The organism is Gemmatimonadota bacterium, assembly GCA_021295815.1.
Lineage (GTDB): Bacteria > Gemmatimonadota > Gemmatimonadetes > Longimicrobiales > Gaopeijiaceae > JAGWBQ01.
Genome location: JAGWBQ010000017.1, coordinates 1 through 14,841, shown reverse-complemented (window position 1 = coordinate 14,841; position 14,841 = coordinate 1). Strand labels below are relative to the sequence as shown.

Annotated in this window: 11 protein-coding genes; 4 read left to right on the top strand and 7 right to left on the bottom strand. The window is 66.2% G+C overall.

Annotated features, from left to right (window positions below; all coding sequences use genetic code 11):
• The first annotated feature begins 55 nt into the window (after positions 1 to 55).
• On the top strand, positions 56 to 1,123 hold the full coding sequence (locus J4G12_08050; GenBank protein ID MCE2455748.1) for a hypothetical protein: 1,068 nt from the start codon (positions 56 to 58) through the stop codon (positions 1,121 to 1,123).
• Positions 1,124 to 1,489: 366 nt separating this feature from the next.
• Here the strand turns inward: J4G12_08050 and J4G12_08045 are convergent, their stop codons facing one another.
• From J4G12_08045 to J4G12_08030, 4 genes are all read right to left on the bottom strand, one after another.
• Positions 1,490 to 1,828: a redoxin domain-containing protein gene (locus J4G12_08045; protein ID MCE2455747.1), complete on the bottom strand. Its 339-nt coding sequence runs from the start codon at positions 1,826 to 1,828 to the stop codon at positions 1,490 to 1,492.
• A 27-nt stretch (positions 1,829 to 1,855) separates the two neighbouring features.
• Positions 1,856 to 2,089, bottom strand: a complete 234-nt coding sequence (locus J4G12_08040) for a redoxin domain-containing protein (GenBank protein ID MCE2455746.1) — start codon at positions 2,087 to 2,089, stop codon at positions 1,856 to 1,858.
• Positions 2,090 to 2,171: 82 nt separating this feature from the next.
• Entirely contained in the window at positions 2,172 to 2,858 is a 687-nt protein-coding gene (locus tag J4G12_08035; GenBank protein ID MCE2455745.1) for a hypothetical protein, read from the bottom strand.
• Positions 2,859 to 2,866: 8 nt separating this feature from the next.
• A complete protein-coding gene (locus J4G12_08030; GenBank protein ID MCE2455744.1) occupies positions 2,867 to 6,028 on the bottom strand; it encodes a hypothetical protein in 3,162 nt (1,053 codons plus the stop codon).
• Positions 6,029 to 6,335: 307 nt separating this feature from the next.
• Between J4G12_08030 and J4G12_08025 the strand changes: the two genes are divergently transcribed.
• From J4G12_08025 to J4G12_08015, 3 genes are all read left to right on the top strand, one after another.
• The gene (locus J4G12_08025) at positions 6,336 to 9,035 is read left to right on the top strand and encodes a TonB-dependent receptor (protein MCE2455743.1); all 2,700 of its coding nucleotides are present in this window, start codon (positions 6,336 to 6,338) and stop codon (positions 9,033 to 9,035) included.
• A 106-nt stretch (positions 9,036 to 9,141) separates the two neighbouring features.
• Positions 9,142 to 9,960, top strand: a complete 819-nt coding sequence (locus J4G12_08020; protein ID MCE2455742.1) for an AAA family ATPase — start codon at positions 9,142 to 9,144, stop codon at positions 9,958 to 9,960.
• 55 nt (positions 9,961 to 10,015) lie between these two features.
• On the top strand, positions 10,016 to 11,539 hold the full coding sequence (locus J4G12_08015; GenBank protein ID MCE2455741.1) for an FMN-binding glutamate synthase family protein: 1,524 nt from the start codon (positions 10,016 to 10,018) through the stop codon (positions 11,537 to 11,539).
• An 88-nt stretch (positions 11,540 to 11,627) separates the two neighbouring features.
• Here the strand turns inward: J4G12_08015 and J4G12_08010 are convergent, their stop codons facing one another.
• From J4G12_08010 to J4G12_08000, 3 genes are all read right to left on the bottom strand, one after another.
• Positions 11,628 to 13,295 (bottom strand): Rieske 2Fe-2S domain-containing protein, encoded by a 1,668-nt coding sequence (locus J4G12_08010; protein MCE2455740.1) that lies wholly within the window; start codon positions 13,293 to 13,295, stop codon positions 11,628 to 11,630.
• Positions 13,282 to 13,662 (bottom strand): hypothetical protein, encoded by a 381-nt coding sequence (locus tag J4G12_08005; GenBank protein ID MCE2455739.1) that lies wholly within the window; start codon positions 13,660 to 13,662, stop codon positions 13,282 to 13,284. The genes J4G12_08010 and J4G12_08005 overlap by 14 nt, the downstream gene beginning before the upstream one ends.
• A 333-nt stretch (positions 13,663 to 13,995) precedes the next feature.
• Positions 13,996 to 14,841: hypothetical protein (locus J4G12_08000; GenBank protein ID MCE2455738.1), on the bottom strand; the 846-nt coding region annotated here is incomplete at its 5' end.

The window sequence follows — 14,841 nt, the reverse complement described above, 5'->3', positions numbered from 1 at the left end:
GCCGCTGGGTAGATTTCCAACTGTTCGTTCCTCAATCAAAACGGAGACGCCGCAATTGAATCGAGCCGAGCCGGGCCGGCACGGACATCCACCGGCAGGCTACCCCGCCGCCACCGAAAAGTCAGCCGGTTTCAAACGTCTGCGCGCGTCCGACGTAGGTTACGAGGAACTCGGTCGAACCTTGCTCCGTGTTACCGGACGAGCGCCCTGGCGGATGCTCAACGGCGTTCTCACCGGTGCCGCGCCGGAGGGTGACCGCAGGCACGGGAGGGCCACCTTTCACGCCGTGCTCACGCCGAAGGGCAAGATGGTCACGGATCTCCGGGCTCTGCTGGTGTCAAGGGATCCCGAGGTCCTCCTGCTCGACGTGCCGGTGAGCGGTTCGGAGCCGTTCATCGCCCATCTGAAGAAGTACGTCCCGCCGAGGTTCGCCAAGGTCGCGGACATCTCCGACGACATGGGCGCGCTGACGATCACGGGAGCCGAGGCGGCGGAAGCGGTGTCAGGGGTGTCGGCGGCGGGCGCGGGAGCCGACGGTTCGACGGCAGTGACCGCCGAGGCGCTCGGCGGCCTCGCCGCAGGCGAATGGACCGCGCCTGACGGAGACCCGAGCCGACTCGTCATCGTACGCAGCGACGAGGTCTGGCCGCCGGCATTCACGATCCTGGGCCGTCGCGATCTCGTCTCGGGCGTGCAGAAGACACTGACGGTGTCCGGTATGATCGACGGCTCGGCCGAGCTCTGGCGGACGCTCCGGCTCGAAGCCGAGCACAGCCCGGTTTACGGCATCGACATGGACGATACCGTCATCCCGGTGGAAGCCGGCATCAACCTGCGCGCCATCGACTACCACAAGGGCTGCTACACCGGCCAGGAGGTGATAGTCCGCATCCGCGACCGAGGTCGGGTCAACCGTCATCTCCGACGGCTGAGGCTGGGCGGGATGGCTCCCCCGCCCGCAGGAACCCCGCTCAGCTTCCCCGACACGGGCAAGCCGGCCGGCTACGTCACCTCGTCCGCGTGGTCACCCCGCTTCCGCGAGACTGTCGCGCTCGCATACGTTCGGCGGGAAGCGGAAGAGGTCCTGGTGGAAGGCCGGACGGTCTCGGCGGCAGGCGGGTGAGGCGCCCGGCTGCTGCCGGCTCAGCCGAACGGAGTGCGGGCCGATCGCGTCCGGCGGCGCGCGCTTACCACCACGTCGTCAGGTGGTAAAGGGGACGGCGGCTTCGATCCCGGAAACCGACCTCTCCACGGCTCCTTGATACCCGGTTCCCGGTCCTCTCCCGATACCCTCATAGTACCTCGGTCGGAAGAGTCCGGCGGACAGTCGATAGGTTTCCGGGGCGGGGTCCACGTCGCGCAACGGGAATTTCAGGCGGGCCGGGGCCCTGCGGAAGATCTCCGGCCCCAAGGTGGTTACCCGCCTGCTGGACCGGCGTATCCGCATCGACGTGGAAATTCCCCCCGGTTCGTCCGACGGCCCCTCAGGTCAGCGGATCTTCTCGAGCTCGGCGAGGATGTCGGCGTTCTCCGGCCTGACCCGGTAGTCCACCTCGGTGAACTTCCAGCGCACCATGCCCTCGCGGTCGATGACGTACACGGTCGGGTGCGGCAAGGGAAGACGACCCTCCGGCGTATTCTCGTTGTAGATCCCGTAGCGTTTGATGATCGCTCCGCCCGCGTCGGTCACCATCGTGTAGTCGATCCGGTAGCCGTCGTTCTCCTCGGCGACCCGGTCCACCATCTTCCGCAGATCTTCGGCGTTGTCGGCGGAGATGGCGATGACCTCGGTGGTCTCGCGCTGCTCCTCGGTCAGGAAATCCTGCAGCTCACCTAGCTGCCTGGCGCAGTAGGGTCACCAGTGGCCGCGGTAGAAGAAGAGCACCACGTCCTTTTCTCCCCGGAATCCGGAGAGCGTGAGGTGGTCGCCGTCGAGGGTGACTGCGGTGAAATCGGGGGCCTCGGTGCCGGCGACGACCCTGTCGAGGTCGGTTCCGGGCAGGTCCTGGCCGTCGGCCGGGCCCAGGTCCTGGGCGGCGACGGGCGATGCCAGCAACACGAAGGCGCTGGCAAGCAGATTGAGCTTCATGGCGTTTCCGGATGTGAGGGACGAGACCTGGGGACCGTCCGTTCGAACTGAGTCAATCCCGCAGGAGCCTCAACCTATACGGTCAGAGCGCCGGCCGCATTACCGGATGGGCCTCGAGCTCGGTCATCTCCAGCCGCGAGATATGCAGGTTGAGTCCGTGGTTCACGCGGAAGCCGAAGCGTCCGTCGGCGGGAACCTCCGAGCGCGGCAGCGAGGCGACCTCGACGTCGTTCACCATGAAGCGCACGTTATCGGAGCCCGCTTCCACCACCAGGACGTTCTTCACACTGGCGCCGCCTTCGTCCCGATCGTCCCAGGCGAGGATGGCGTCGTTGGCGGTCCACGGCAGAAGGGTGGGCGCCTCCGGCCCCTCCCTGCGCTTGACGATGAACTCCCCTCCGTTCCGAATCAGGAAATAGGAGTACTCGACGCCGTCGCCCATCAGGTCCATGCCGCCGAAAAAGATCCCGAACGCCTCCCGTCGCCGGCCCGGATCGAAGAGGAAGACCTCCATCTCGAGCCGGTAGTTGCCCGAGGCCTCCTCCGGCGGTGCGTAGATGGCCGCCGGCCCGGAAGTGACGTGCCAGCCGGGGGTCATGACGGTGAAGGCCTCGAGCTGGTCTTCAGTGGCTTCCGGAGAATCGAAGCGAACGTCCCAGCCCTCCGGTCGTTGCTGATCCTGGGCCTGGAGTCCGGTTGGGAAACTCGCGATGAGGACGGCGGAGGCGAAAGCAATGGCGATGGAGAACGAGCGATGGCTGAGCGGCATGGTCTTTTTCAGCGTTCGGGTACGGGTACGGGATCGATGGTCTGGGGGACGAGCTCGGGCCGGTAGATCCTGGCCAGGAATTTGGGCAGTTCATCCGTCAATAGGGCGTTCAGCTCCCGCAGCGCCCCGGGCATGGTCTCCCACGACCAATCTAGTGCCCGCTGCTGATCGGGGGTCGGGGATCCGGCATGGCGTTCGATCCCCGATGCCGCGCGACCCGGCCGCGCTCGCCCGAGGCTCGCCTGCAGGGAGTCGAGCTGCTCCTCCAACTCGGTGGCCGTGGCGGTCAGAGATCCCTCCTCGGCCTCGTCGGCGTCGTCGGGAAGAAGCTCGAGCGCGGCGCTCAACTGCGTCCGGGCCTCCCTGAGCGCGTTCAGCCCGAGGGTCGCGGACCCGCTCAGAGTCGCCGCCTCGCGGGCAGCGCGTTGACGTGCCGCCAGGGCGGCGGTCGTGGTCGTGACCCGTGGGTCGATGCGCACTTGAATGCTGCTCTCCGCGGTAACGTCGCCCGCGATCAGGCGGAGGCCGTACTCGCCGGGCAGAACCAGCGGGCCGCGAGAGGAACCTCCGCCGCCGAAGCCGCCACCGGTGGCCGGCACCTCCACCGGAGTTCCCTCGCGCAAGTCCCAGACCACCTGGTGGGCGCCGGCGTCTCCCGACACCTCGAGCTCGCGCACGACCCCTTTTTCGCTCTCCACCGCGAGCGTCGCCGAGTCGGCGTCCGCAGCCAGCCAATACCTGACGACCGCGCCCTCGGGCGGGTTTTCGCCCTCGAACATCTCGCCCGCGAACGGCCAGCCTCCCATGGGGAAGTGGAGGAGGGCCCCGGGCGGGCGGAAGAGCATCGCCCCACCCGCTGCGTCACCATCATCGCCATCCGCCCCGGCGTCCATGGCGTTTCTTGCCAGCGCCCGCAGCGGCATCAGATCATCCACGATCCATATGCTCCGGCCGTGCGTGCCGATGACCAGATCGTCGTCGCGCGGGTGGATGGTCATGTCGTCCACCGGGACCGGAGGGAGACCCTCGAGTCGATGCCAGTTCGAACCTCGGTCGACCGAGACGAAGGCGCCGTTCTCGCTTCCCACGAAGATCAACCCCTCGGAGTCCCGGTGTTCGCGCACGACGTTCACGGACCATTCCGGCAGTCCTTCCGAGAGGTCGCGCCAGCTCTCGCCGAAGTCCTCGGTGACGAAGACGTAGGGGCTGTAGTCGGCGGACCAGTGGCCGTCGAAGGTGACGTAGGCTCGACCCGGCGAGTGGTTCGAGGCTTCGATCCGGGACACGTAGGTTCCGTCCGGCACGCGGGGGACCGCCGACGCCACATTGGTCCATGTCGCCCCGCGGTCGCGGGTCACCTGGACGTTGCCGTCGTCCGTGCCGACCCAGATAATCTCTGCGGAGAGCGGCGATTCCGACACCGTGGCGATGGTGCCGTAGCGGCTTTGCCCGTCGTGGCGGGAGAGGGTTCGATCGGTCACGAGCTCGCCCATGATGGTAAGGGTATCGCGGTCGATCGCACGCGTGAGGTCCGGGCTCGCTTCCTCCCAGCTCCCACCGCCGTCGGTGGAGCGGTGCAGGAAATTGCTGGCCACGTAGACCGTCCTCATGCCGCCGGCCTCGGCGGCGTGGTGCGAGACCGCGATGGGCGCGTTCCAGTTCCAACGGTACTCGTCTTCGGGGTCCGCAGGGGTGGGACGCATGGGAGCCGACTCGCCGGTCGCGAGGTTCACGCGGCCCGAGTTCCCTCCCTGCGACTCGGTGTAGAGGATGTCCGGGTTCGTTGGGTCGAACTGGTTGAAGAAGCCGTCTCCGCCCCAGACGTCGAACCAGTCGCCGTTGCGGAGACCGTACCCGGTGCGGGTCTCGTTCGGTGCGCACCAGGAGCTGTTGTCCTGGAGGCCTCCGCAGACGAGATAGGGATCGCTCATGTCGACGCCGACCTCGTAGAACTGCCCGACGGCCAGGTTGTTGAGGTGCCTCCAGGTCCGGGCGCCGTCGCGGCTGACGGCCACGCCCCCGTCGTTTCCGAGTATCACGTGATCGGAGTTGGCGGGGTCGATCCAGAGGGCGTGGTGATCGACGTGGATGCCCTCGGCGGCGTCTCCGTCCCACCAGGTGCGACCGCCGTCGTCCGAGGCGGAGAACGAAACCCCGCCCAGGTAGATGCGCTCGGGGTTGCCGGGGTCGATCCGCACCATGCTGAAGTACATGGGCCTCGGGTTGCGGTCGGATATCTTTTCCCAGCTTCCGCCCCGGTCGGTCGAACGGTAGAGGCCCCGGCCGTCTCCGCGAGATTCGACGAGGGCGTAGATCAGGTTCCCGTCCCTGCGGTAGACGTCTATGCCGATGCGTCCCTTGTCGCCCTCGGGCAGGCCGTCGGTGAGCTCCGTCCAGCTCTCTCCGCCGTCGAGAGTGCGGTACAGCCCGCTGCCCGAGCCGCTCGCGCTGAAGCCGAAGGCCGTACGTCTGCGCTGGTAGAGGGCAGCGTAGAGCGCGCGCGGGTCGTCGGGGTCCATCACCAGGTCTATCGCCCCGGTGTGCTCGTCCACGTAGAGGACCTTCTCCCAGGTCGTGCCGCCGTCCCGAGTGCGGTAGACGCCCCGTTCGGGATTCGCTCCGAAAAGCTCTCCCACCGCCGCAACGTAGGCGATGTCGGGATCGGACGGATGGAGCGCCATGCGCCCTATGTGCCGCGTTTCCTCAAGGCCCATGAAGTTCCAGCTTCTTCCGCCGTCCATCGACTTGAATACGCCGCAGCCGTACTGGGAGCTCTGCCGATTCTGGGGCTCTCCCGTACCGACCCATACGATGTTGGGGTTGGCCTGGAAGACGGTCACGTCTCCCACGGACGCGCAGGGCTGGTCGTCGAAGAGGGGCGTCCAGGAGGCGCCGGCGTTCTCGGTGAACCACACTCCGCCGGAACCGAAGCCCACGTAGAAGCGCTCGGGGTCGGACTCGACGGGAGCGAGGTCGGCGACCCTGCCGCCCATCAGGGCCGGGCCTATCTCGCGTGGCCGCATGACGTCGAGCACGTCTTCGACCATCTCCTGGGCTTCGAGCGAAGCCGAGATTTCGAGCGGCCCGACCGCGAGTGGAGCCAAGGCGGAGGCAAGAACCAACGATGCCTGGACGGGTACGAAACGGTTCGGACAAGCGGAGACGGACATGGCGATGCGGGCTCGGAGGTTCGCGGGCGATCCCTCGAGTCGGGCGCCGCTTCGAGGGGGACCGGATGTGTTCTCGGCGGATGTATTATCGGGCAGGCGTGCCGGCAGCGCCAGCCTCGCTCGTCGGTGCGGTGGTCCGCCAAGGCCCCAAACCCCCGAAGGCGGACCGCGCCTCGGCCAGGCGCTCCCCCTTGACGGCCGGGCCGACACACCCCACCCCCGCTGCCCCATTTGCATCGGCCCCGCTTATCGTCTAACCTTGAACAGGCGGCGCCGGTTCGCGGGGCGGCTCACCCGGGCAAGAGACATGATCGGATCGATTCGCACCCCGGAAAGCAGGTTTCGTCGGGTAATCCTAGCAGCCGTGTGCGGAGCCTCGCTTTTCGGCCTCGGCGAGGAGCTCGCGGCACAGGACGGCCGGATCGTCGGTCGGGTCGTCGACGCCGAAACCGGCGAAGCGGTGCCGGGAGCCTCGATCACTCTGCCGGGCAGCGAAGACCTGCACGTCACCAACGACGACGGGCGTTTTCTGATCTCGGTCGCCGAAGGCGCTCACACCCTGTTCATTTCCCGTATCGGTTACGAGACGATGCGCATGGAGGGCGTGGAGGCCCGCGTCGCGGCCGGTCCGATCGAGATCTCGCTAGTGCCCCGCTCCCTGCAGCTCAATCCGATCGTGGTCACGGCTTCGCGCACCCGAGAGAAGGCGTTGGAAGCACCGGCGTCGGTAGGCAGCGTTTCCGCCTTCGAGATGGCCAGAATCTCCACCCTCGTTCCCGTCGAGCACGTACGCTCGCTGCCGGGAGTGGATGCGGTTCGCACCGGGCTGAACCAGCACACCGTGGTGGCTCGCGGATTCAACGCCGTCATGTCCGGAACGTTGCTGACGATCGTCGACAACCGTTATGCCCGCGTCCCGTCCATGCGTTTCAACGCGCACCACATGATTCCCACGACCGAGCTCGACATCGAGCGCATCGAGGTGTCGCTGGGACCGGGCGCGGCCCTCTACGGACCAAACGCGGCTTCCGGGGTCATGCACATCGTCACCACCTCCCCGCTCGACCGCACCGGCACGACGGTTTCTCTGATGGGAGGCGAGCGGACCGTTCTGCACGGCCAGTTCCGGACCGCGCACGCGCTCAGCGACAATCTCGGTTTCAAGATCTCCGGCCAGTACTTTTCGGGACGCGACTTCGAGCACGAAGATCCTTTCGAAAAGGCCGCGGCCCTGATCGATCCGTCGAATCCGCGCATCGGCAACCGGCTTCCCTTGAACAAGCGGGGATCGGTGGACGGAAGGGTCGACTGGCGCTTCGGTGGGGGATCGCTCGTGGTGGCCAGCGGCCTCAACCGGACCCCGAGCAGCATCGAACTCAGTGAGATCGGTGCTCTTCAGGGGGTTGACTGGACGACCTGGTACGCTCAGGCGCGCTTCTCGAGCGGACGTTTCTTCGCGCAGCTCTTCCACAACGGCAACAATGCGGGCGAGTCGTACCTCCTCCGCACCGGCAAGAAACTCGTCGACCGCTCCAGCTCGTCGAGCGGCCAGTTCCAGCACGGAATCGAGCTTCGGGACGGGGCGCAGAGCTTCATTTACGGCCTCGATCTCACCACCACCACTCCACGTACCGAAGGCACCATCAACGGCCGTTTCGAGGACGACGATGACTGGGTCGAGGTCGGTGGCTACCTCCACTCCGTCACCCGGCTCTCCGAGAGGCTCGACCTGGTCACGGCCCTGCGCATCGACCGGCATGCCCGCCTCGATGAACTGAACCTCTCACCCAGGATCGCGCTCGTCGTCAAACCCACTACGGATCACAGCTTCCGAGCCACCGTGAACCGGGCCTTCGCGACGCCCTCGACCAACAACCTCTTCGTAGACCTGCCGCTCAGCCTTATTCCGATGGGGCCGCGGGCGCTGCCCTTCCAGCTCAGGGGGCGGGGCGCCGTCGACGGGTTCACCTACGGGGACCGCTGCGAGAGCGGCTATCTCTCGCTCTGCATGTACTCGCCGATCGTCGCGGGACGGTTGCCGGCGAACGGAACGGCGGTCTGGAATCGGCTTGTGGACCTCGTGGTACCCGCCGAGCTTCGCGCACTCCTGTACGGTCCGGGCGGGGAGGGCGACCCGGAACTGGTCACCGTACTGCGCACGTTCGACCTGGTGGCCGCTCAGTCCGGATCCACCGACCCCTACGTGGCGGTGGACGGCCTGCCCGAGGGGGCCGAGCCTCTGCGTTCGACCATCCACAACACCGCCGAGGTCGGCTACAAGGGCGTCCTGGGCCGCAAACTCCTGGTCTCCGTGGATCTGTTCGCTGCGCGGGCGCGGGATTTCATGGGCAGCCTCAAGATCGAGTCGCCCAACGTATTCCTCGACGCCGCCAGCGTGGAGCGCTTCGTTCTCAGCAGACTGCAGGAGCTCATCGACCAAGGCGCGATCACGCCTCTCCGCGCGACTACGCTCGCTCGCTCGCTGAGCTCGGGCGCTCTGGGCACGGTGGCTCCCGACGGGGAGGGGAGTTCGGATCTGGTACTCTCCTACAGGAACTACGGAGAGGTCGAGTACTGGGGCGCGGATCTGGGCTTTCGCTTCCTGCTCGACGACCGATTTCAGATCGACGGCTCATACTCCCACCTCAGCTCGGACTGCTTCGATTTGAACGACGACGGCAGCTGCGGCTCGGTACACGACGTTGCGGTGAACGCGCCGCGCCACAAGGGCTCCGTCGGGGCCGGCTTCGACGACTTCGAGCGCGGTTTCTCGGCTCGGCTCAAGGTCCGTGCCACAGGTTCCTTCCCCATGAACTCCGGGGTCTACATCGGAAAAATAGACGCCTACGCCGTCGTCGACGCCTCCGTGCGGTTCGACCTTCCGGGCTGGGCGGGAACCAGCATCGGTCTCACAGGATCCAACATCCTGAACCACCGGCACACGGAATTCGTGGGCGCCCCCGATATCGGACGGCTTCTTCTTCTCCAGCTCAAGCGCGAGTTCTGAGTTTCGAAGCCAGGCGGATGCCGAACGGAGCCGAGCAGTCCGTGGAGCCTCCTGCGGAACGACGTCCGCGGACCATCGGCCGTTGTCTGCGGACCGCCGACCGTTAATGAGCGCCGCGCAGTTGGTCGCTGTGACCCGGCGCCCGTCGCCTGCGGCGCGATCCGGGAAGTTCCCGTTCACCGTTCCCGCCGTCGCCACCCTGAAGCGGCTCGAAATCTCCAGCCAGGTCACCTTTCTGGTGGGGGAGAACGGCAGCGGGAAGTCCACCTTTCTGGAAGCGCTCGCGATCGCGTGCGAGTTGCCCGCGGTAGGTTCGGCAAGGTTGGAGACCGACCCGACGCTGGCCCGGCAGAGGGAGCTCGCCAAGGAGCTCGTTATCACCTGGAGGCGGCGCAACCGGCGCGGCTTCTTTCTGAGAGCGGAGGATTTCTTCGGATTCCAGAGGAAGGTCGCTCGCACCCGGAGCGATCACGAGGCCGAACTGGTCCGGGTGGACGAGGAATTCGCGGAAGCGTCGGATCTGGCGCGGACGCTGGCGCGGGGGACCCACCTCGCTTCGCTCGGCGCCTTGACGAGCGCTTACGGAAACGATCCCGACGCCCGGTCGCACGGCGAAGCCTTCCTCAACCTCTTCGCCAAGCGGCTTTCGCCTCGAGGTCTCTTCCTGCTCGACGAGCCCGAGGCCGCTCTCTCGCCTCAGAGCCAGCTCGGATTCATGAGCATGCTCAAGGCAGCGGTGGATGACGGGTCCCAGTTCGTCATTGCCACGCACTCGCCCATTCTCATGGCGATACCCGGGGCCGACCTGCTCTCGTTCGACGAGGTCCCGATCGTCCATGCCGCTTTCGACGATCTCGAACCGGTCAACCTGGTTCGGGATTTCCTGAACGCCCCCGAGCGCTACCTAAACCACATCTGGACGTAACGGCCGTGGACGTACCTCCAGCAGCCCGCGGACGAAGCATTCGCGGACCTTCGGCATGACTCCGCTCATCCTCATTCTCGTCTTCGGCGGACTCGTGGTCCTCGCCATCTACGATATCGCCCAGAAGCGACACGCGGTCCTGAGGAACTTCCCCATCATCGGCCATCTGCGGTATCTCCTGGAGATGGTCGGGCCGGAGCTGCGCCAGTACATCGTCACATCCAACGACGAGGAACGCCCATTTTCGCGTGATCAGCGAAGCTGGATCTACGCCTCCGCGAAAGGGCAGAACAACTATTCCGGCTTCGGGACCGACAACGACCTGGAGCGTTCCAGCAACTACTTGATCATCAAGCACGACACCCTGCAGAGACCGGAGGACGGGACGGCCGACGCGGACGGAGTCGCCCGAGGGAGTGACCGCTATCTCCTGCCATGCGCGCGAGTGCTGGGTGGGCGTCGGGGCCGGCGACTCGCCTTCAGGCCGCGCTCGGTCGTGGGTGTGAGCGGGATGAGCTTCGGCTCGCTCTCGGCCGCCGCCGTCGAGGCGATGAACCGGGGCGCTGAGATCGCCGGCTGTCTGCACAACACCGGCGAGGGCGGCGTCGCCTCCTACCACCTCAATGGCGGCGAGCTGATCTGGCAGCTCGGCACGGGCTACTTCGGCGCTCGAGCTCCGGACGGCGGCTTCGATCGGGCCGAGTTCATGGAGAAGGTGGACGCCCACCCTATCAGGGCCGTCGAAATCAAGCTCAGCCAGGGCGCCAAACCCGGACTGGGCGGGGTGCTGCCCGCCGAGAAGGTGACCGCCGAGATCGCCGGCATCCGCGGGGTCGAGCTAGGGCGCAGCGTGGTCAGTCCGCACTATCACCGCGAGTTCTCCTGCGTGGACGGGATGCTCGACTTCGTGGAGGAACTGGCCGAGAGTTCGGGCCTTCCGGTCGGCATCAAGTCCGCCGTGGGTCAGCTCGGGTTCTGGGAAGAGCTGGCCGAGCATATGGCCGAGGAGGATCGGGGCGTGGATTTCATCTCCATCGACGGAGGCGAGGGCGGCACGGGCGCGGCCCCGTTCTCGTTCGCCGACCATGTGGCGCTACCCTTCAAGGTCGCCTTCAGCAGGGTCTATCGCGTCTTCGCCGAGCGAGGCGTCAACCAGAACGTGGTCTGGATCGGCTCGGGCAAGTTGGGTTTCCCACAGACCGCTTCCGTGGCGTTCAGTCTCGGCGCGGACATGATCGCCGTGGGGAGAGAGGCGATGATGGCGGTCGGGTGCATCCAGGCCCAACGCTGCCATACCGGGCACTGCCCGACCGGCGTGGCGACCCAGAACCGATGGCTCGTGCGCGGGCTCGATCCGACAAGCAAGGCAGGCAGGCTTGCAAATTACGTCGTCACCCTGCGCAAGGAGCTGAAGCTGATCAGCCGAGCCTGCGGAGTCCCCCACCCCGCCCTGCTCACCGCCGATCACCTCGAGGTTCTGGACGGCCACTTCCACGGAAATTCGATCCGCGAGACCTTCGGCTACCGCGAAGACTGGGGGATCCCGACCGGGGCCGACGTGGACGAGCTTCTGGCCTGACCGGGGCCAACCGCGGATACAGCGCCGTTCGAATGCCGTGAGAGGTCCGTCCGCAGGTCGCCGGCTTAGCCGCCCGGCGAGGCGGCGGTTACCCTCCCGGCTGGAACGGTCCGCGACTACCGCGCCCCCAGAGCGGGAAGCTGGCCCCGATCGTGAGATGGCGGGAATCGTACTCGACGTCCTCCACGAAAATCCAACGGGCCTCGATGCGCAAGCTTACCGGCCCCACCACGGCCGAACGCACACCGGCGACGACGCTGTAGGAGCTCCGGGTCGACCTCTCGGTATCTCCAAGAAAGATGGTGTTGCGCCAGCCGATCCCTCCGCCCGCGTAGGGCCCCGCCTCCGTTCCGAACCAGGAGAGCGGGTAAAGGTAGCCGTCCAGGTTGAATTGTCGCTCACGCAGGTCGTTGAGAAAGAAGATGTCCGCGTTTCCTCCCAGCTCGACCTGCCCGCCCGGGAGCACGGGAATGACCACGTGCGCTCCGAGAGTGCTAGCGTTGGAGAGGTTGTCGCTGCCCGCATGCAATCCGACGAGGATGGGAGGCCACCCTCGCTCCGCGGGTTGGGGTCGGCCGCGCCTCTGGGCGTCGGCCGGAGCGGCGATGGCGGCAAGGCAGAAGAGCGCCGCCCAGACCGCCAGGAATCGGGCAAGGAGGCGGTGGAAATGATGAGGCCCCTCTTCGCGGGTCGGGGAGTAGCGGCCTCGGTCGTATAGTCGCGACCTGACGCCCCGCTGCGCCGATTCCACGATCTCCTCGTCCTCCATCTCGATGCGGTGAAGTTCGGCTCCGGCCCCCTGATCCAGCTTGGCGGCATCTCCGACGAAAGACCGGAAGAGCACGCGGGTCCGGGATGGCGACAGGGGCTGGACCACGTTGAGCGAGAGTCCCCAGGGGTAGAAGTTGAGCATGATGTTCGGGAAGAGCCAGAAGTACCAGGCGGCCACGCGCTCGCCCTCGTCGGGATGGCCGACGGGCGGATCGAACGCAGGTTCGTCGCGCCGTGCGGTGCCGACCTGTACGTTACACCAGTCGAAGAGCTCGGTGCGGTAGCCGGCGTAGTCGATTTTGTCGCCGAGGCTGGCTCCGTGCACGTAGGGAAGGTGGAAGCCCTCGAGGAAATTGTCGCAGTAGAGGGCCCAGTTGGCTTCGATCAGATAGTCGCTCGAGCGGGTCGGATCGAGTATGAAGCGGTGAGGCCGGAGCCAGTCCGTCCGCTCCTCGACCGGGGCGATCCACTCCTCGAAGGGCCATCCCGGGTCGATCGAGGCGAAGAAGAGCGGCCCCCATTCCCGCAACGGGGCGCGAGGCAGATCGTCGGCCGGCGAGGGGAAACCTTCCGCTTCCTCGAATTCAGGCATGAACCTCATGCGGCCGTCGAGCCCGAAGCGGCGGCCGTGATACCGACAGCGGAGACTCTGCCGGTGGCCTTCGCCCTCCACCACCAAGGCCCCCCGGTGGGTGCAGACGTTGCTCAGACAGTGCGGCTCTCCGTCTTCGGCCCTCGTCAGAACCAAGGGCTCGTCCAGGCAGCCCTCGAGCATGGTCAGGGGGACGACACGTCCGGGCGCCTTCAGACTCGCCAGCTCTCCGACGGGCTGCCAACTGCGCGCGAAGATGCGTTCGCGGGCCCGGTCGAAGACGGCCGCGCTTCGGTAGATTTCCGCCGGGAGAGTTCGCGCCCGGGCGATATTCGGATCGACCCCGAACGGGTAAGTCACCTCGGCTTCGGGGGGCTCTTCAACCGGCCGCATCGTTGCCGAACCTGCGTGCGACCTGCCGGTGCAGGACCGACACGCGTTCTTCCCGAGCCCCTTGCTGCATGCCCTGCTGCCTTCCCCTCTCGACCAGATCGTCCAAGCTGCGCTGGAACACGTCGACCACTTCCGCCATTATCTTCGCTCCCTCCGTTTTCATTTCTTCCGGATACTTCCTCAAACCTAGCGTGTTGTTCACCTTTTCCGCCATGAATCGGCTCAGCTCCGGGTCCCGGTGTTCGTCCACCGGCCGACGAACCGCCGCCAACTGCGCCGCCATGTCCTCCGCCTGAAGGTTGCGGGCCAGCCCGAGCACCAGCGGGACGAGTTCGTCCGGCGCGTACGTGCTCGTCCGCAGCGCCATGAACCTTTCGGCTCTTCCTTGGAATTCGACGAGCAGGAGCAGGTTCTTCCGTGATCAACGGTCAGAAAGCCCGTTGCCGCATTCTCAGATGCCGCTTCCGCTTCGAGTACGTGAGGTCCTCCTTGATCGAGACAGACGCGTTCGCTCGCGAGATCTTCTGTCGTCATGGTCGTGGTCACCACAACTTCACGTGGGGCATCCGACGGCGTGGATGGATCCTGTCGAGTAGCAGGTTCCGGTGCGTCGGAGCAACCGGGGAACATGAGGGAATCCCCGATGCGAAACCTTCGGCTCGGAATCGAGCCGCCAACCCTTTCGCGAGTCATGCGCTGATCAGGAGCCCTCCACCAACTCGTAGACAGCCACGCTCTGTTCGTCGAACTCGCCTTGTTCAAGCAGCAGTACCCAGCCCGGACCGGCGTCGAGCAGGGTTCGGCCGGACGGGATCGTGAGGCGATGGAGCCAATCGCCGTCCGGACCCAACAAGTGGAACTCGTCGCCACCCATGTCTCGCCAGGGGTGTGGCACCACCCACACGCTGCCGTCCGGGAGCGACACGAGGCCCTCTGATACATAGGCGGGAAAGCGCTCCGGAACGTCGTCCCGAATCCACGGCCACCGTTCCCTCTCGAAGCGTCGGCGTTCCTCAGGTGTTTCGTACCGGGCCAGGTAGGCGTCCCGGAAGCGGTTCAGGTGCTCGCGCGTGACTTCGAGATCCGGCCCCGCCCATCGCACGATGCGGGTGACTCTACCGTTCCAATCCACATGTTCGAGTTCGTAGTCATCGGCCGATCCGTACCAGACGCCGGTGGCCGTGACCGCGAAGGCCATGTCTTTCCCCCACGTTCTCGGACCGGAAGTGTGGGCATAGCGTCGGCGCTCCGTTCCGGGGATTCCCTGCGCCAGCGTTACTACGCCGTCATTATACCGTTCCCAACTCACCGTCATGTTCCAACGATATGCCTCACGGTCGGCTACCCTCTGCTCGATGCTCCACTCGTCGTCCGGCCACGGAGCAAAAACCAGATTGCCGTCGGGCGAGCAGGTGGGGCTGCCATACGGTTGCACTCCGGTCACGGCAAGCGCCCGAGTGTCGATCAAGTTGCCGTCTCGGTCCAGCCTCGTGATGCGGTCCAATTTCCAGTCGAACACCGTGATCGCTGTCCCCGGACAGCCGCG

Excerpts from the sequence above, each read along its gene's own strand:
- J4G12_08005 (MCE2455739.1), bottom strand. The coding sequence starts at position 13,662 with ATGGCGCTGCGGACGAGCACGTACGCGCCGGACGAACTCGTCCCGCTG.
- J4G12_08020 (MCE2455742.1), top strand. The coding sequence starts at position 9,142 with ATGAGCGCCGCGCAGTTGGTCGCTGTGACCCGGCGCCCGTCGCCTGCG.
- J4G12_08030 (MCE2455744.1), bottom strand. The coding sequence starts at position 6,028 with ATGTCCGTCTCCGCTTGTCCGAACCGTTTCGTACCCGTCCAGGCATCG.
- J4G12_08040 (MCE2455746.1), bottom strand. The coding sequence starts at position 2,089 with ATGAAGCTCAATCTGCTTGCCAGCGCCTTCGTGTTGCTGGCATCGCCC.
- J4G12_08015 (MCE2455741.1), top strand. The coding sequence starts at position 10,016 with ATGACTCCGCTCATCCTCATTCTCGTCTTCGGCGGACTCGTGGTCCTC.
- J4G12_08025 (MCE2455743.1), top strand. The coding sequence starts at position 6,336 with ATGATCGGATCGATTCGCACCCCGGAAAGCAGGTTTCGTCGGGTAATC.
- J4G12_08035 (MCE2455745.1), bottom strand. The coding sequence starts at position 2,858 with ATGCCGCTCAGCCATCGCTCGTTCTCCATCGCCATTGCTTTCGCCTCC.
- J4G12_08010 (MCE2455740.1), bottom strand. The coding sequence starts at position 13,295 with ATGCGGCCGGTTGAAGAGCCCCCCGAAGCCGAGGTGACTTACCCGTTC.